The sequence below is a fragment of the Streptomyces diastaticus subsp. diastaticus genome (genome assembly GCF_011170125.1).
GTDB lineage: Bacteria > Actinomycetota > Actinomycetes > Streptomycetales > Streptomycetaceae > Streptomyces > Streptomyces diastaticus.
Genome location: NZ_BLLN01000003.1, coordinates 1,748,632 through 1,768,246, shown reverse-complemented (window position 1 = coordinate 1,768,246; position 19,615 = coordinate 1,748,632). Strand labels below are relative to the sequence as shown.

1 protein-coding gene (cut by a window edge) is annotated in these 19,615 nt (G+C 73.5%); it reads right to left on the bottom strand.

Going from position 1 to position 19,615, the window contains the following annotated elements; genetic code table 11:
* Positions 1-19,615, bottom strand: partial view of a type I polyketide synthase gene (locus tag Sdia_RS15985; protein ID WP_191835350.1) — the 5' portion only. The gene continues 12,329 nt to the left of window position 1, outside the view; 19,615 of the gene's 31,944 nt are visible here — the first part of the coding sequence; it begins with the start codon at positions 19,613-19,615; its stop codon lies off the left edge, out of view.

Sequence of the window (19,615 nt, the reverse complement as noted above, 5' to 3'; positions counted from 1 at the left end):
GGCCCGGATTCTCCGCGAGCGCCGCCCGCACCAGACCCCACACGGGGGCCTGGACGACGTCGACGGCGGAACCGGCCGGTGTCGCGCCACGGGTGACGACGACCAGACGCGAGGAGGTGAAGCGCTCGTCGTGGAGCCACTGCTGGATCGCGGAGAGGACCTGGTCCAGGACGGCCCGGACGGCCGCCGGGACGTCCGGACCGGAGGGTTCGCGCACCTCCAGGACGACCGCTGCGGGCGCTGTGGTGTCCGCCTCCAGGGCTTCGGCCCAGGAGACATGGCCACCGACCGTGGAGGTGTCCACGGTGGCCGGCGTCCACTCGATGCCGTAAAGGGCGCCCGCGCCGGCCGAGGCACTGCCGAGCTGTTCGGCGGAGACCGGGCGGCTCGCGAGGGAGCCCACGGTCAGGACCGGCGCGCCGGTGGAGTCGGCGAGGGTCAGGGAGACGGTGTGGGCGTCGGTGCGGCTCACCCGTACGCGGACGGCGGACGCGCCGACGGCGTGGAGGGCCACGTCGTTCCAGGCGAACGGAACGACTGCCTGGCCCTCCTCCTCGTTCAGGATGCCGGCGTGCATGGCGGCATCGAGTACGGCCGGGTGCAGGCCGAACCGGCTCGCCTCGCCTGCCGCGTCCTCGGGGAGCGCCACCTCCGCGAACATCGCGTCGTCGCGCCGCCAGGCGGCGCACAGGCCCTGGAAGACCGGCCCGTAGCCGTAGCCACGCTCGCGGAACTCCTCGTAGGCGTGCTCGACCGGTACCGGCTCGGCGCCGGGCGGGGGCCACTCGGTCAGGGCCTCGCCGGAGCCCGTCGGGACGTCGGTGAGGAAGCCGTGCGCATGGGCTGTCCACGGCGCGTCCTCCGCGCCTTCGGGCCGCGAGTGGACGGCCACGGTGCGGCGTCCGTCGGTCTTCGGCCCCGCGACGACGCGGAGCTGGAGTCCGGTGTCCTCGGGCAGCACCAGCGGCGCGGCGAGGGTCAGTTCCTCGAGAGCGGCGGAGCCGGCCGCGTCACCGGCCGCGAGGGCCAGTTCCACCAGGCCCGCACCGGGCAGCAGGACCCGGCCGAGGACCACGTGATCGGCGAGCCACGGCTGCGCCTCCACCGACAACCGGCCCGTCAGCACCACGCCCCCCGAGTCCGGCAGCGACACCACCGCGCCCAGCAACGGATGGTCGGCCGCGTCGACCCCCGCCGACCTGGGGCCGGCGACGGCGCGGACGGTGGCCTCCGGCCAGAAACGCCGCTTCTGGAAGGCGTAGGTCGGCAGGTCAACGGTGCGGGCAGCGGTACCGGCGAAGAAGCCGGTCCACTTCACCTCGGCTCCCACCGTGTGGAGACGGGCCAGCGCGGCGAGCGCCGTCGACGTCTCCTCACGGTCCTTGCGCAGGAGCGGGACGAGGACGGCGTCCTCACCGGCACTCTCCCGCGCCATGCCGCTGAGCACCCCGTCAGGGCCCAGTTCCACGAACCTCGTGACGCCCTCTTCCGCGAGGGCCCGGACGCCGTCGTCAAAGCGGACGGCCTCACGGACATGCCGCACCCAGTAGTCCGGCGTGGTCAGTTCACCGGACTCGGCGATCCGCCCCGTGACGTTCGAGACGACCGGCAGCGACGGCTCCGCGTACGACAGCCCCTCCACCACCTGCCGGAACGCGTCAAGCATCGGCTCCATCAGCGGCGAGTGGAAGGCGTGCGAGACGCGCAGCCGGCTGACGCGGCGCCCCTGCTCACGGAAGACCGCGGCGACCTCCTCGACCGCGTCCTCGGCGCCCGAGACGACCACGGAGGTGGAACCGTTGACGGCGGCGATCGACACGTCCTCGACGGATTCCAGACGCGGCAGCACCTCCGCCTCCGACGCCTCCAGGGCGACCATGGCGCCGCCCTCGGGCAGCGCCTGCATCAGACGGCCCCGGGCGGCGACGAGCGCGGCGGCGTCGGCGAGGGCGAGCACCCCGGCCACGTGCGCCGCGGCGACCTCACCGATGGAGTGACCGGCCACGAACTCCGGCCGCACCCCCCACGACTCGACGAGCCGGAACAGCGCCACCTCGACGGCGAACAGACCCGCCTGCGCGTACGCCGTCCCGTCCAGGACCGACGCGTCGTCGCCCCAGACCACCTCGCGCAGCGGGCGGTCCAGGTGCGCGTCCAGGCCCGCGCACACCGCGTCGAAAGCCTCCGCGAACGCCGGGAAACGCTCGTACAGACCACGCCCCATCCCCAGACGCTGCGACCCCTGCCCCGAGAACAGGAACGCGGTACGGCCTCCGGTGGCCACGCCCTCCACGACGCCCGCGTCGGGCAGACCCGAGGCCAGGGCTTCCAGGGCCGCTTCGCGGTCGGTGCCCAGGACCACCGCCCGGTGGTCGAGGGTGGCTCGGCCCGAGGCGAGCGAGAAGGCCACGTCCAGCACGTCGGCCGGCTCGGCGGCCACGTGGGCGCGCAGCCGCTCGGCCTGGGCGCGCAGCGCCGGGGCCGACCGGGCGGAGAGCACCCACGGCACGTCGACCGCGGGTACCACCGTGGGCTCCGGCTCGGGCGCCTCCTCCGGCTGTTCGATGATGACGTGGGCGTTGGTGCCGCTGATCCCGAACGAGGACACACCGGCCCGGCGGGCACGCTCCTCCGCCGGCCACGCCCGCTCACCGGTCAGCAACTCCACCGCACCGGCCGACCAGTCGACATGCGACGACGGCGCGTCCACGTGCAGCGTGCGCGGCAACCTGCCGTGCCGCATCGCCATCACCATCTTGATGACACCCGCCACACCCGCCGCGGCCTGCGTGTGCCCGATGTTGGACTTCACCGAACCGAGCCGGAGCGGCCTGCCCTCCTCACGCTCCTGGCCGTAGGTGGCCAGGAGTGCCTGCGCCTCGATCGGGTCACCCAGCGTCGTCCCCGTCCCGTGCGCCTCCACCACATCCACATCCGCCGCCGACAGACCGCCACTGGCAAGGGCCTGACGGATGACCCGCTGCTGCGAGGGGCCGTTCGGCGCCGTCAGACCGTTCGACGCACCGTCCTGGTTCACCGCCGAACCACGCACCACCGCCCACACACGATGCCCGTTGCGCCGGGCGTCCGACAGACGCTCCAGCACCACCATGCCCACACCCTCGGACCAGCCCGCGCCGTCGGCGGCGTCGGAGAACGCCTTGCAGCGGCTGTCCGGGGAGAGGGCGCCCTGGCGGGAGAACTCCACGAACGCCGTGGGGGTGGCCATGACGGTGACGCCGCCGGCCACGGCCAGCGAGCACTCACCGGAGCGCAGCGCCTGCGCCGCCCAGTGCATGGCGACGAGCGACGAGGAGCAGGCGGTGTCGACCGTGACCGCGGGGCCTTCGAAGCCGAAGGTGTAGGAGACACGGCCCGAGGCGATGCTGCCCGCGCTGCCGTTGCCGCGATAGCCCTCGTACTGGTCGTCGGTGAGGATGCTGCCGTAGTCGTTGTACATGACACCGGCGAAGACACCGGTCTGGCTGCCGCGCAGGGAGACAGGGTCGATACCCGACCGCTCGATCGCCTCCCACGTCGTCTCCAGCAGAAGACGCTGCTGCGCGTCCGTGGAGACCGCCTCACGCGGGCTCATCCCGAAGAACTCCGGGTCGAACTCCGGCGCGTCGTGCAGGAAACCACCGGACCGGGTGTACGTGGTGCCGGGCACGCCCCGGTCCTCGCTGTAGAGGGATTCCACGTCCCAGCCTCGGTCGGACGGGAAGTCGCCGACCGCGTCGACGCCGTCGGAGACGATGCGCCACAGGTCTTCGGGGGAAGTGACGCCGCCCGGGTAGCGGCAGGCCATGCCGACGATGACGACCGGGTCGTCGGCCACGGACGGCAGTGCCGCGACGGGGACCGCCACGGCCGGCTCGGTGCCGAGGACGCCGTCGAGGAGATGACCGGCGAGGAGGTCGGCGGTCGGGTAGTCGAAGACGACCGTCGCGGGCAGGCGCAGGCCGGTGACCTTGCCGAGCCGGTTGCGCAGTTCCACAGCGGTCAGGGAATCGAAACCGAGGTCCTGGAAGGCGCGGTGCGGGTCGACGGTCTGGGCACCGGAATGGCCGAGGACGACGGCGATCTGGCCGCGGACCAGGTCGAGCAGCACCTCGCGCCGCTCGGCCTCCGCGAGGCCGGCGAGGCGCGCGGCCAGCCCGGTGGCGGCGGCTGAGCCGGCTGCCGCCGCGGCGCGGCGGACCGGGGTGCGGATCAGCCCGCCGAGCAGCGGCGGCACCTCACCCTGGGCGCGCAGCGCCGGGAGGTCGAGGCGGACGGGGAGGACGACCGGCTCGCCGGAGGCCAGGGCCGCGTCGAAGAGCGCGGTGCCCTGCTCGGCCTCGACCGGCGGCAGACCGGACCGGGCGATGCGACGCCGGTCGGTCTCCGACAGCCCCCGTGTCATACCCGCGTCCTGCGCCCACGGACCCCACACCAACGACACACCAGGAAGACCCAGAGCACGCCGGTACTCCACCAACGCGTCCACGAACACGTTCCCGGCCGCGTAAGCGCCCTGCCCCGCACTCCCGAACGTCCCCGCCACCGACGAGAAGACCACGAACGCCTCAAGGCTCAGGTCACGCGTCGCCTCATGCAGGTTCCACGCCGCGTCCACCTTCGGACGCAGCGCCGCCGCGACCCGCTCCGCCGTCAGCGAGGTGAGCGTGGCGTCGTCGATGACGCCCGCCGCGTGCACGACCGCGCGCACGCCGTGCCGGGCGACGAGCCCGGCGACGGCGTCGGCGTCGGCGGCGTCGCAGGCCTCGACGGTCACGTGTGCGCCGGCCTCCGACAGTTCGGCGACCAGTTCCGCAGCGCCCTCGGCGGTGGCGCCGCTCCGGCTCACCAGCAGCAGGTCCCGGACGCCGTGTGTCATGACGAGGTGGCGGGCCAGTACCCGGCCCAGGCCGCCGGTACCGCCGGTGACCAGCACCGGACCGGTGAGGGCGTCCCAGCGCGGGCCCTCGGTCGCTTCCGGCGTGACGCGGGCCAGGCGCGGCACGCGCGCCTCGCCGTCCCGCACCGCCGACTCCGCCTCGCCGGAGGCGAGAGCAGCGCGGACGGACGCGGGGTCCGCGTCGGCCGGAAGCTCCAACAAGCCCACGCGTCCTGGGTGTTCGGAGATCGCGGAGCGCACCAGGCCCCGGGCGGCGGCATCGGCGAGTCCGGTGGTGCCGTCGGTGGAGGCCGTGACGAAGACCAGGCGGGATCCGGCGAACCGGTCCTCGGCCAACCACGACCGCACCAGGGCGAGGGCACGGGCGGCGGCGGTGTGTGCGGCCCCGGCCGGGTCGATGCCGTCGGTGTCCTCGGAGGCGGTCACCAGCACGGTGGAGGGCACCTCCTCGGCGGCCGCCAGCTCGTCCAGGGTGGCGTACGTGGCGAAGTCGTCGGCGGTCGGCACGGCGTCCCGGGCGTGGCCGAGGACGGCCACCGCACCGGTTTCGGCAGGGCCGTCGACCGGCCGGGCCGGGACCCACTCCACCTGGTAGAGGGAGTCCCGCGCCGGGGTGGTGAGCTGTCCGGTGGCGAGCGGGCGCACCGTCAGGGAGTGGACGGTGGCGACCGGGGAACCGGCGGGGTCGGCGAGGGCGAGTGCCATGGTGCCGTCGGCGTCCCGGGTGAGGCGGACGCGGAGGGTCGTGGCGCCGGAGGCGTGGAGGCAGACGCCGCCCCACGAGAACGGGACACCCCCACGGCCGTCGTCGTCGAGGGCGAAGGCGTGCAGCGCGGCGTCGAAGAGCGCGGGGTGCAGGCCGAAGGCGCCGCCGTCGGCACCCTCGTCCAGGGCGACTTCGGCGTACAGGGCGTCGCCGTGCCGCCAGGCGGCCCGCAGCCCCTGGAAGGCGGGGCCGTAGGCGAAGCCGGCCTCGGCCAGGCGCTCGTAGCAGTCGGTCACGTCGACCGGGGCCGCGTCGCGCGGCGGCCAGACGGTGGCGTCGAAGCCGGCGGGGGCGAGGGTCTCTGGGGCGAGGGCTCCGGTGGCGTGGACGGTCCACGGAGCACCTTCGTCGTCCTCGGTGCGCGCGTGGACGCCGAGGGCACGGCGGCCGTCCTCGTCGGGAGCGGCGACCCGTACCTGGATCTGGAGGGCGCCGCGTTCGGGCAGGACCAGGGGGGCGGAGAGCGTCAGCTCCTCGACCGATCCGCAGCCCGCCTCGTCGGCGGCGCGGACGGCCATCTCCAACAGGGCGGTGCCCGGCACCAGCACGGTGCCCTGGACGACGTGGTCGGCGAGCCACGGGTGGGACCGCGTCGACAGGCGACCGGTGAGGACCACCCCGTCCGTGCCGTCGGCGCCGGCGAGTTCGACGGCCGCGCCGAGCAGCGGGTGGTCGGCGGCGTCGAGACCCGCGAAGCGCACGTCACCGGCGAGCGGAGGTATGGCCTCGGGCCAGTAGCGCTGCTTCTGGAAGGCGTAGGTCGGCAGGTCGACGGCGCGGGCGCCCACGAGGAAGCCGGACCAGTCGACGTCCACGCCGGCGATGTGGAGCCGGCCGAGGGCGTTCAGCGCCGAAGCCGTCTCCTCACGGTCCTTGCGCAGAAGGGGGACCAGGACGGCGTCCTCCCCGGCGCTCTCGCGCGCCGTTCCGCTGAGCACCCCGTCGGGCCCCAGCTCCACGAACCGCGTGACGCCTTCCGCCACCAGGGCCCGCACACCGTCGTCGAAACGGACCGTCTCACGGACGTGGGTGACCCAGTACGCGGGCTCGTCCATCTGTCCCGGTTCGGCGAGCGTGCCGGTGACGTTCGAGACCAGCGGGATCCTCGGCGCCGCGAAGGACAGCCCCTCCACCACCTCGCGGAACGCGTGGAGCATCGGCTCCATCAGCGGCGAGTGGAAGGCGTGCGAGACGCGCAGCCGGCTGACCCGGCGGCCGAGCTCCCGGAAGACCTCGGCGACCGTCTCGACGGTCGCTTCGGAGCCCGAGACGACCACCGACGACGGGCCGTTGACGGCGGCGATGGACAGGTCGCCGGTGAGGTGCGGCAGCACCTCCTCCTCCGACGCCTCCAGGGCGACCATGGCGCCGCCCTCGGGCAGCGCCTGCATCAGACGGCCCCGGGCGGCGACGAGCGCGGCGGCGTCGGCGAGGGCGAGCACCCCGGCCACGTGCGCCGCGGCGACCTCGCCGATGGAGTGACCGGCCACGAACTCCGGCCGCACCCCCCACGACTCGACCAGGCGGAACAACGCCACCTCGACGGCGAACAGGCCCGGCTGGGCGTACGCCGTACGGTTCAGGAGTTCGGCGTCCTCGCCCCACACCACCTCACGGATCGGGCGGTCCAGGTGCGCGTCCAGCTCGGCGCAGACCGCGTCGAACGCCTCGGCGAAGACGGGGAACCGCTCATGGAGGTCACGGCCCATGCCGAGCCGCTGGGAGCCCTGCCCGGAGAACAGGAAGGCGGTACGACCGTTCCCGGTCACGCCTTCCACGACGTCGGCGTCGGGCGTGCCGGCGGCCAGCGCGCGGAGCGAGGTCAGCGCCGTCTCCAGGTCGGCGCCCGGGATCACCGCGCGGTGGTCGAAGAGGGTGCGTTGCGTGGCCAGGGACAGCGCCACGTCCCGTACGTCCGCCGGCGCGTCGGTGAGGAAGTCGGCCAGGCGGGCGGCCTGGGCGCGCAGTGCCTCCTCGGTACGGCCCGACAGGACCCACGGCTGGACACCGGACGGTGCCGTCGTGCCGCCCGTCTCTTCCGGACCTGATGCGGTGACCGGCTCGGGCTGCTCCAGGATGACGTGGGCGTTGGTGCCGCTGATCCCGAACGAGGACACACCGGCCCGGCGGACACACTCCTCCCCCGGCCACGCCCGCTCACCGGTCAGCAGCTCGACAGCACCGGCCGACCAGTCGACATGCGACGAGGGAGAGTCCACGTGCAGCGTGCGCGGCAGCCGGCCGTGCCGCATCGCCATCACCATCTTGATGACACCCGCCACACCCGCCGCGGCCTGCGTGTGCCCGATGTTGGACTTGACGGAGCCGAGCAGCAACGGCTGGCTCTCGTCCCGGCCCTGGCCGTACGTGGCCAGGAGTGCCTGCGCCTCGATCGGGTCACCCAGCGTCGTCCCCGTCCCGTGCGCCTCCACCACATCCACATCCGCCGCCGACAGACCACCACTCGCCAGCGCCTGACGGATCACCCGCTGCTGCGACGGACCGTTCGGCGCCGTCAGACCGTTCGACGCACCGTCCTGGTTCACCGCCGAACCACGCACCACCGCCCACACACGATGCCCGTTGCGCCGGGCGTCCGACAGACGCTCCAGCACCACCATGCCCACACCCTCGGACCACCCCACACCGTCCGCCGAATCCGCGAACGAACGGCACCGCCCGTCCGCCGACAGACCACCCTGCCGCGAGAACTCCACGAACGTCGTCGGCGTCGACATCACCGTCACACCACCGGCCACCGCGAGTGAGCACTCACCCGAACGCAATGCCTGCGCCGCCCAGTGCAACGCCACCAACGACGACGAGCACGCCGTGTCCACCGTCACCGCCGGCCCCTCGAAACCGAACGTGTACGAGACGCGGCCCGAGGCCACGCTTCCGGCACTGCCGCTCCCCTGGTACCCCTCGTACTCCGGGGAGGCCAGCAGGTTGGCGTAGTCGTGATACATGACACCGGCGAAGACACCGGTCTGGCTGCCGCGCAGCGAGACCGGGTCGATACCCGACCGCTCGATCGCCTCCCACGTCGTCTCCAGCAGAAGACGCTGCTGCGCGTCCGTGGAGACCGCCTCACGCGGGCTCATCCCGAAGAACTCCGGGTCGAACTCCGGCGCGTCGTGCAGGAAACCACCGGACCGGGTGTAGGAGGTGCCCGGCACAGTGCGGTCGGGGTTGTGGAGCGAGTCGACGGCCCAGCCTCGGTCCGAGGGGAAGTCCGAGACCGCGTCGACGCCCTCGGAGACGACGCGCCACAGGTCCTCGGGCGAGGAGACACCACCCGGGTAGCGGCACGCCATGCCCACGATCACGACCGGGTCCCCGGCCGCCGACGGCAGCGCCGACACCGGCACCACCTCGGCCGGCTCCGCCCCGCCGAACAACTCCTCCAGCAGATATCCCACCAACGCGTGCACCGTCGGATAGTCGAACACCACCGTCGCCGGCAACCGCAACCCCGTCGACTTCCCCAACCGGTTCCGCAGCTCCACCGCAGTCAACGAATCGAAACCCAGATCCTGGAACGCACGCCCCGGATCCACCGACTGCACACCCGCGTGTCCCAACACCACCGCGACCTGACCACGCACCAGGTCCAGCAGCACCTCACGACGCTCATCCCTCCCCAGCGCCCCAAGACGCTGCACCAGACCCGCCGCCGCCACCGAACCACCCGCAGCCGAACGACGGCCACGCCGCCGCACCAGACCACGGAGGAGCGGCGCGATGTCCTCGTCGCCACGCAGAGCGGCCAGGTCGAGGCGGACCGGCAGGACCACCGGCTCACCGGAGGCGAGGGCGGCGTCGAAGAGGGCGGTGCCCTGCTCCGCCGACACCGGCGGCAGACCCGAACGGGCGATCCGACGCCGGTCCGTCTCCGACAACGCCCGCGTCATACCGGCGTCGCCCTCCCACGGACCCCACACCAACGACACCCCGGGAAGACCCGACGCACGCCGATACTCGACCAACGCGTCCAGGAACACGTTCCCGGCCGCGTACGCGCCCTGCCCCGCACTCCCGAACGTCCCCGCCACCGACGAGAAGACCACGAACGCCTCAAGGCTCAGGTCACGCGTCGCCTCATGCAGGTTCCACACCGCGTCCACCTTCGGACGCAGCACCGCCGAAACCCGCTCCGCCGTCAACGACACGAGCATGCCATCGTCCAGAACGCCTGCCGTGTGCACGACGGCCCGCACCGGGCGGTCGGCCGGGACCTCGGCCAGCAGGGCGTCGAGTCCGGCGCGGTCGGCCAGGTCGCAGGCGGCGACCGTCACGCGGGCCCCGAGACCGTTCAGCTCCGCGGTGAAGGTGTCGACGCCCTCGGCGGCGGCACCGCTGCGGCTCACCAGCAGCAGGTCCCGCACACCGCGCTCGACCACCAGATGCCGGGCGAGAATCCGGCCCAGACCACCCGTGCCACCGGTCAGCAGCACGGTGCCGGAGCCGAGGCCGGTCAGCGGGTCCTCAGCCGTCTGCACCCCGGCGGCCGGCGTCGTACGGACCAGCCGCGGAACGCGCACCTCGCCGTCCTGGACGGCGGACTCCGGCTCGCCGGAGGCGAGGGCGGCGAGCAGCGCCTGCGCGTCCGTTCCCGCCGGGAGGTCCAGCAGACCGAAGCGGCCGGGGTGTTCCAGTGCCGCCGAGCGCAGCAGGCCGCGTACGGGCGCGGTGGCCAGCGCGTCGGCCGGCTCGGCGGTGGGGCCGCCCCGGGTGACGAGGACCAGACGGGAGTCGGCGAACCGCTCCCCCGCCAGCCACTCCCGCACCAGGTCGAGCGCCCATGCGGCCGCGGTGTGCGCGGAGCCCACGACGCCCTCGGCGGCCGGGACGGCCGGGACGGTGACCAGGACCGTGCTCGGCACCTCGTCGGCGGCGGCCAGCTCCGCCAGGTCGGCGTGGACGGAGATTCCCTCGCCCGCCAGGTCCGCGAGGTTCTCGCCGAGGAGGGCGATCCGTCCCGCTTCGGCGGCGCCGCGCGTGCCGTCGGCCGGAACCCAGTCCACGCGGTAGAGCGGTGCGGCGGTGTCGGCTGCGACGTCACCGGCGGTGGCCGTGCGGACGGTGAGGGAGTCGACCGAGGCGACCGGCGCTCCCGTCGGGTCGGCCAGGTGTACGCCCAGGCTGTCGTCGCCGGTCCGGGTCAGCCGGACCCGCAGGGCGGACGCGCCGGACGCGTGCAGGGTGGCGTTCTCCCAGACGAACGGAACCCCGCCGGGGGCGTCGTCGACGCCGAAGGCGAAGGAGGCGTGCAGGGCGGCGTCGAAGAGGGCCGGGTGCAGGCCGAAGGTGGTGCCGTCGACGCCGTCGGGCAGGGCGACCTCGGCGAAGACCTCGTCGCCGCGCCGCCAGGCGGCCCGCAGTCCCTGGAAGAAGGGGCCGTAGCGCAGGCCGGCCTCTTCGAGGCGCTCGTAGCAGTCGGCCAGGTCGACCGGTGCCGCGTCGTGCGGCGGCCATGCCGAGGCGGCGAAGCCGGCGGCCTCCGGGTCCGGGAGGGCGGCGTCCGGGGCGAGTACGCCCTGGGCGTGCAGGCTCCAGGGCTGACGTTCGTCGCCGGCGTCGTCCCGGGAGTGGATCGCGACGGTGCGGCGGCCGGAGTCGTCGGGCTCGCCGACGGCCACCTGGATGCGCACGGCGCCGCGCTCGGGCAGCACCAGGGGTGCCGACAGGGTGAGTTCCTCGACGGCCTCGCAGCCCGCCTCGTCGGCGGCGCGGACGGCCACCTCCAGCAGGGCCGTGCCCGGCACCAGCACGGCGTCCTGGACGACGTGGTCGGCGATCCACGGGTGGGACTGCGTGGAGAGGCGTCCGGTGAGGATCAGGCCGTCCGCGCCGGCCAGCTCCACGGCCGCGCCGAGCAGCGGGTGTCCGGCAGCGCCGATCCCGGCGAGGCGGATGTCCCCGGTTCCGGCGGCGCTTGCGGTGGGCCAGTAGTACTCGTGCTGGAACGCGTACGTCGGCAGGTCGACCGGGCGGCCCCCCGTGCCGTCGAGGACGGTGCCCCAGTCGGCGGAGACGCCGCGCACGTGCAACTCGGCGAGGGCGGTCAGGACGACGGCGACCTCGTCGCGGTCCTTGCGCAGCAGGGGAACGAGTACGGCGTCCTCGCCGGCGCTCTCACGCGCCATGCCGCTGAGCACCCCGTCAGGCCCCAGCTCCACGAACCGCGAGACACCCTCCGCCACCAAAGCCCGCACACCGTCGCCGAAACGGACCGCCTCACGCACATGCCGCACCCAGTAGTCAGGCGTGGTCAGTTCACCGGAACCGGCGATCCGCCCCGTGACGTTGGAGACCACCGGCAACGACGGCTCCGCGAACGACAGACCCGCCAGAACCTCACGGAACGCATCGAGCATCGGCTCCATCAACGGCGAATGGAACGCGTGCGAGACCCGCAGACGACTCACACGGCGCCCCTCGGCACGGAACACCTCCGCCACCGCCCCGACCGCCGCCTCATCACCCGAGACCACCACGGAGGACGGCCCGTTCACCGCCGCGACCGACACACCCGCAACAGACTCCAGACGCGCCAGCACCTCCACCTCGCCCGCCTCCACCGCCACCATCGCACCACCCACAGGCAACGCCTGCATCAGACGACCACGCGCCGCCACCAACGCACACGCGTCCGCCAGCGAGAACACCCCGGCCACATACGCCGCAGCCACCTCACCGATCGAATGACCCGCCACGAACTCCGGCCGCACCCCCCACGACTCCACCAAACGGAACAACGCCACCTCGACCGCGAACAACCCCGCCTGCGCATACCCGGTGCCATCAAGGACCGACGCATCCCCACCCCACACCACCTCACGCAACGAACACCCCACATGCACGCCCAACCCCGCACACACCTCATCGAACGCCTCAGCGAACACCGGGAAACGCGCATACAGACCACGCCCCATCCCCACACGCTGCGCACCCTGACCCGAGAACAGGAACGCCGTGCGGCCTCCGGTGGCCACACCCTCCGTGACACCGGCGTGCGGCAGGCCCGAGGCCAGGGCCTCCAGGGCGGCCTCGGTGGTCGCGGGGTCGGTGGCGAGGACGACGGCGCGGTGGTCGAAGAGGGAGCGCTGCGTGGCCAGGGAGAGCCCCAGGTCCACGGGACGCACGCCGGGGTGGCCTTCGACCTGGGCGAGCAGCCGGGCGGCCTGGGCGCGCAGCGCCTCCTCGGTACGCCCCGAGAGCACCCACGGCACGATGCCGGGGTCGAGGGAGGCGATCCCCTCCCCGCCCGTCTCCGGTTCGGTGACCGGCTCGGGCTGCTCCAGGATGACGTGGGCGTTGGTGCCGCTGATGCCGAACGAGGACACACCGGCTCGGCGGACACACTCCTCCCCCGGCCACGCCCGCTCACCGGTCAGCAGCTCGACAGCACCGGCCGACCAGTCGACATGCGACGAGGGAGAGTCCACGTGCAGCGTGCGCGGCAGCCGGCCGTGCCGCATCGCCATCACCATCTTGATGACACCCGCCACACCCGCCGCGGCCTGCGTGTGCCCGATGTTGGACTTGACGGAGCCGAGCAGCAACGGCTGGCTCTCGTCCCGGCCCTGGCCGTACGTGGCCAGGAGTGCCTGCGCCTCGATCGGGTCACCCAGCGTCGTCCCCGTCCCGTGCGCCTCCACCACATCCACATCCGCCGCCGACAGACCACCACTCGCCAGCGCCTGACGGATCACCCGCTGCTGCGACGGACCGTTCGGCGCCGTCAGACCGTTCGACGCACCGTCCTGGTTCACCGCCGAACCACGCACCACCGCCCACACACGATGCCCGTTGCGCCGGGCGTCCGACAGACGCTCCAGCACCACCATGCCCACACCCTCGGACCACCCCACACCGTCCGCCGAATCCGCGAACGAACGGCACCTGCCGTCCGCCGACAGACCACCCTGCCGCGAGAACTCCACGAACGTCGTCGGCGTCGACATCACCGTCACACCACCGGCCACCGCGAGTGAGCACTCACCCGAACGCAATGCCTGCGCCGCCCAGTGCAAGGCCACCAACGACGACGAGCACGCCGTGTCCACCGTCACCGCCGGCCCCTCGAAACCGAACGTGTAGGAGACACGGCCGGACGCGATGCTGGGCGCGCTGCCGTTGCTGCGGAAGCCTTCGTACTGCTCGTCGGCGAGCATGTTGCCGTAGTCGTTGTACATGACGCCCGCGAAGACACCGGTCTGGCTGCCGCGCAGCGAGACCGGGTCGATACCCGACCGCTCGATCGCCTCCCACGTCGTCTCCAGCAGCAACCGCTGCTGTGCGTCGGTCGCCACCGCCTCACGCGGACTCATCCCGAAGAAGTCGGAGTCGAAGGCACCGGCCTCGTGCAGGAAGCCACCGGCCTTGGTGTAGCTGGTACCGGAGGCATCGCGGTCGGGGTTGTAGAGCGCGTCGACGTCCCATCCGCGGTTGGCGGGGAACTCGGAGACGGTGTCGACACCTTCGGAGACGATGCGCCACAGATCCTCGGGCGAGGAGACACCCCCCGGATAACGACACGCCATCCCGACGATGACCACCGGGTCCTCGGCCACCGACGGCAACGCCGACACCGGCACCACCTCCGCCGGCTCCACCGCACCGAACAACTCCTCCAGCAGATACCCCACCAGCGCACGCACCGTCGGGTAGTCGAACACCACCGTCGCCGGCAACCGCAACCCCGTCGACTTCCCCAACCGGTTCCGCAGCTCCACCGCAGTCAACGAATCGAAACCCAGATCCTGGAAAGCACGCTCCGGATCCACCGACTGCACACCCGCGTGTCCCAGCACCACGGCCACCTGACCACGCACCAGGTCCGACAACACCTCACGACGCTCATCACCCCCCAACGCCCCAAGGCGCTGCGCCAGGCCCACCGCCGCCACCGAACCACCGGCGGCCGCACGACGCCCACGCCGCCGCACCAGGCCGAGCAGCATCGGGTGGAGGTCGCCCTGCCCGCGTAGAGCGGCCAGGTCGAGGCGGACCGGAAGGACCACCGGCTCACCGGAGGCGAGGGCGGCGTCGAAGAGGGCGGTGCCCTGCTCCGGGCTCAGTTCGGGCATTCCGGCACGGGCGATGCGGTGCTGACTGGTGTCGGAGAGGGTGCCGATCATGCCGGCGTCCTGACTCCACGGGCCCCAGGCGAGGGAGGCCGCGGGCAGGCCGAGGGCGCGGCGGTGGCGTACCAGGGCGTCGAGGAAGGTGTTGCCGGCCGCGTAGTTGGCCTGGCCGGGGCCGCCGAGGATGCCGGACATCGAGGAGAAGACGACGAAGGCGTCGATGTCGAGGGCGCGGGTGGCCTCGTGCAGGTGCCACGCGGCGTCCGCCTTCGGACGCAGCACGCGGGTCACGCGCTCGGCCGTGAGGGACTCCACCGTGCCGTCGTCCAGCACACCGGCGGAGTGGACGACCGCGCGCACCGGGTGGCGGGCGACCAGGTCCGCGACGGCGGCGGGGTCGGAGACGTCGCACGCCTCGACGGCCACGTGTGCGCCGGCAGCCGACAGTTCGGCGACCAGTTCCTCGGCGCCCTCGGCGGCGGCACCGCTGCGGCTCACCAGCAGCAGGTCCCGCACACCGCGCTCGACCACCAGATGCCGGGCGAGAATCCGGCCCAGACCACCCGTGCCACCGGTCAGCAGCACGGTGCCGTCGAGCTTGTCCCACCGCGGGCCCGTCGTTGTGCCGGGCGCGACCCGGGCCAGTCGCGGGGCGCGTACCTCGCCGTCGCGTACGGCGGTCTCCGGCTCGCCCGTGGCGACGGCGGTCAGGACGGTCGCGGTGTCCGCACCGGCTCCGACATCCATCAGGCCGAAGCGACCGGGGTGCTCGGAGCCGGCGGAGCGCACCAGGCCCCAGAGCGCGGAGCCGGCCAGGTCGCCGCCGTCGACGGCGTCCGAGGTGACGAACACCAGACGGGAGTCGGCGAACCGCTCCTGCGCCAGCCACCCCCGCACCAGGTCCAGACTCCGGGCCGCCACGGCGTGCACGGCGTCCACCACCGCCTCGGCCCGCGTCGCAGTGTCGGGACGCACCCGGACCAGGACCGTCGCCGGTACCTCTTCGGCGGCGGCCAGGCTCTCCAGATCGGCGAAGGCCACGAATCCGTGGCCCGTCGCTCCCTCGCCACCGATGACGTCGGCGAGGGCCGTGGGGGCGTCAAGGGCGCCCAGCACACCGACCGGACCGGCGTCGGCGGCGTCACCGGTTGTCCCGGCGCGGACCCAGTCCACGCGGAAGAGCGCGTCACGGGTCAGGGCGTCGGTGCCGGTGGGTTCGGGGGTGACCGCGCGCAGCACCAGGTTCTCGACGCTGGCCACGGGGGCGCCCGTGGGGTCGACGACGGCGACCGCGGCGGACTCGTCGCCGGTCCGGGTCATCCGGACCCGGACCTCACGGGCTCCGGTGGCGTGCAGGCACACTCCTTCCCAGGAGAACGGGACCACGCCGTGCGCGAGGCCGCCCAGGGCGGAGATGTGCAGGCAGGCGTCGAGCAGCGCCGGGTGGAGGCCGTAGCCGGCGGCGTCGCGCTCGGCCGTCTCGGGCAGGGCGACCTCGGCGAACACCTCGTCGCCGCGCCGCCAGGCGGTCCGCAGTCCCTGGAAGAGCGGCCCGTAGTGGTAGCCGCCCTCGGCCATGCGCTCGTACAGGCCCGTGAGGTCGAGGGGTTCGGCGTCGGCGGGCGGCCACACCGTGGTGTCGAAGGCCGCGGTGCGCTCCCCGGGAGCGAGCACACCGGTGGCGTGCTCGGTCCAGGGCTGGTCGTCGGCGCCCTCGGTGCGGGAGCGGGCGGTGAGGACGCGGCGGCCCGCGGCGTCGGCGGGGCCGACGTGCAGGTGGAGCTGGACACCGCCCTGCTCGGGCAGGACCAGCGGGGCGGCGAGGGTCAGTTCCTCGACGCGCTCGCAGCCGACCTCGTCCCCGGCACGGACCGCGAGTTCCACGAAGGCCGTACCGGGGAGCAGCGCGTTGCCCAGGACGACGTGCTCGGCGAGCCAGGGGTGGGTGCGCAGGGACAGCCGGGTGGTGAGCAGCAGACCGCCGGAGTCCGAGAGTTCGACGGCGGCACTCAGCAGGGGGTGCCCGGCCGCGCGCAGGCCGGCGGACTCCACGTCCCCGGCGGGGACGAGGGTGGGCACGGGCCAGTAGTGCTCGTGCTGGAAGGCGTAGGTCGGCAGGTCGGTGAGGCGTGCGCCGGTGCCGGCGAGGACGGCGGTCCAGTCGACGGGCGCACCGGTGGTGTGGAGGCGGCTGAGCGCGGCGAGCGCGGTCCCCTCCTCGTCGCGGTCCTTGCGCAGCAGGGGAACGAGTACGGCGTCCTCGCCGGCGCTCTCACGCGCCATGCCGCTGAGCACCCCGTCAGGCCCCAGCTCCACGAACCGCGAGACACCCTCCGCCACCAAAGCCCGCACACCGTCGCCGAAACGGACCGCCTCACGCACATGCCGCACCCAGTAGTCAGGCGTGGTCAGTTCACCGGAACCGGCGATCCGCCCCGTGACGTTGGAGACCACCGGCAACGACGGCTCCGCGAACGACAGACCCGCCAGAACCTCACGGAACGCATCGAGCATCGGCTCCATCAACGGCGAATGGAACGCGTGCGAGACCCGCAGACGACTCACACGGCACCCCTCGGCACGGAACACCTCCGCCACCGCCCCGACCGCCGCCTCATCACCCGAGACCACCACGGAGGACGGCCCGTTCACCGCCGCGACCGACACACCCGCAACAGACTCCAGACGCGCCAGCACCTCCGCCTCGCCCGCCTCCACCGCCACCATCGCACCACCCACAGGCAACGCCTGCATCAGACGACCACGCGCCGCCACCAACGCACACGCGTCCGCCAGCGAGAACACCCCGGCCACATACGCCGCAGCCACCTCACCGATCGAATGACCCGCCACGAACTCCGGCCGCACCCCCCACGACTCCACCAGACGGAACAACGCCACCTCGACCGCGAACAACCCCGCCTGCGCATACCCGGTGCCATCAAGGACCGACGCATCCCCACCCCACACCACCTCACGCAACGAACACCCCACATGCACGTCCAACCCCGCACACACCTCATCGAACGCCTCAGCGAACACCGGGAAACGCGCATACAGACCACGCCCCATCCCCACACGCTGCGCACCCTGACCCGAGAACAGGAACGCCGTGCGGCCTCCGGTGGCCACACCCTCCGTGACACCGGCGTGCGGCAGGCCCGAGGCCAGGGCCTCCAGGGCGGCCTCGGTGGTCGCGGGGTCGGTGGCGAGGACGACGGCGCGGTGCGGGAGCGGGGCGCGGCTGGTGGCGAGGGAGAGGGCGATGTCCACCGGCCGTGGGGCTTCGGGGCCGGTGTTCCCGGTGACGTGGGCCAGGAGCCGGGCCGCCTGAGCACGCAGCGCGGTGTGCGAGCGGGCGGAGAGGAGCCAGGGGGTGACGGCCGGGTCGGTGGCCGTCACCGGGTCGGCAAAGGCGGCTTCCTCAGGGGCGTTCTCGTCGCCGGTGGTGGCGGCGGCCCCGGCGGGTTCGGGGGTGGCCTGTTCGAGGAGGACGTGGGCGTTGGTGCCGCTGATGCCGAAGGCGGAGACACCGGCCCGGCGAGGGCGGTCGGCGTCGGGCCAGTCGACGGCCTCGGTGAGGAGTGCGACGGCACCGGCCGTCCAGTCGACGTGCGGCGTGGGGGTGTCGACATGGAGGGTGGCGGGCAGCAGGCCGTGGCGCATCGCCATGACCATCTTGATGACGCCCGCGACACCGGCTGCGGCCTGGGCGTGGCCGATGTTCGACTTGATGCCGCCCAGCCGCAGCGGGCGGTCCTGCGGGCGGTTCCGGCCGTAGGTGGCGAGGAGGGCCTGGGCCTCGATGGGGTCGCCCAGGGTGGTGCCGGTGCCGTGGGCCTCGACGGCGTCGACCTGGTCGGCGGCGAGGCGGGCGTCGGCGAGGGCCGCCTCGATGACGCGGCGCTGGGAGGGACCGTTGGGGGCGGTGAGGCGGCTGCTGGCGCCGTCCTGGTTGACGGCGGAGCCGCGGACGACGGCGAGGACGGGATGGCCGTTGCGGCGGGCGTCGGAGAGGCGTTCGACGAGGAGCACGCCGACGCCCTCGCCCCAGGCGGTACCGTCCGCCGCCTCGGCGAAGGGCTTGCAGCGGCCGTCGGCGGCGAGGCCCCGCTGGCGGGAGAACTCGGTGAACAGCTCGGTGGTCGGCATCATGGCGACGCCGCCGGCCAAGGCGAGAGAGCATTCGCCGGCGCGCAGGGCGCGCACCGCGAGGTGCAGGGCGACCAGGGAGGAGGAGCAGGCCGTGTCGACGGTGACGGCCGGGCCCTCCAGGCCGAGGGTGTAGGAGATGCGGCCGGAGAGGACGCTCATGGCGCCGCCGGTGAGGTTGTGGCCCTCGGTCTCCTCGGCGGTGCGGGCCAGGGAGCCGTAGTTGGTGTCGGCACCGCCGACGAAGACACCGGTGTCGGTGTTGCGCAGGGCGGCCGGGTTGATGCGGGCACGCTCGACCGCCTCCCAGGCGGTCTCCAGCAGCAGGCGCTGCTGGGGGTCCATGGCGAGCGCCTCGCGGGGGGCGATGCCGAACAGGTCCGCGTCGAAGCCGGCGGCACCGTCGAGGAATCCGCCCTCGCGGACGTAGCTCTTGCCGGGGGTGCCCGGGTCGGGGTCGTAGAGGCCGTCCAGGTCCCAGCCGCGGTCCGAAGGAAGGGGGCCGATGGCGTCGGTGCCGTCGGCGACCAGCCGCCACAGGTCCTCCGGGGAGCGGACGCCGCCGGGGAAGCGGCACGCCATGCCGACGACGGCGATGGGCTCGCTCTCCCGGGCCTCGACAGACTCCAGCCGCTGCCGGGTGCGGCGAAGGTCGGTGGTGACCTTCTTGAGGTAGTCGCGGAGCTTGGCTTCGGAGCTTGCCAT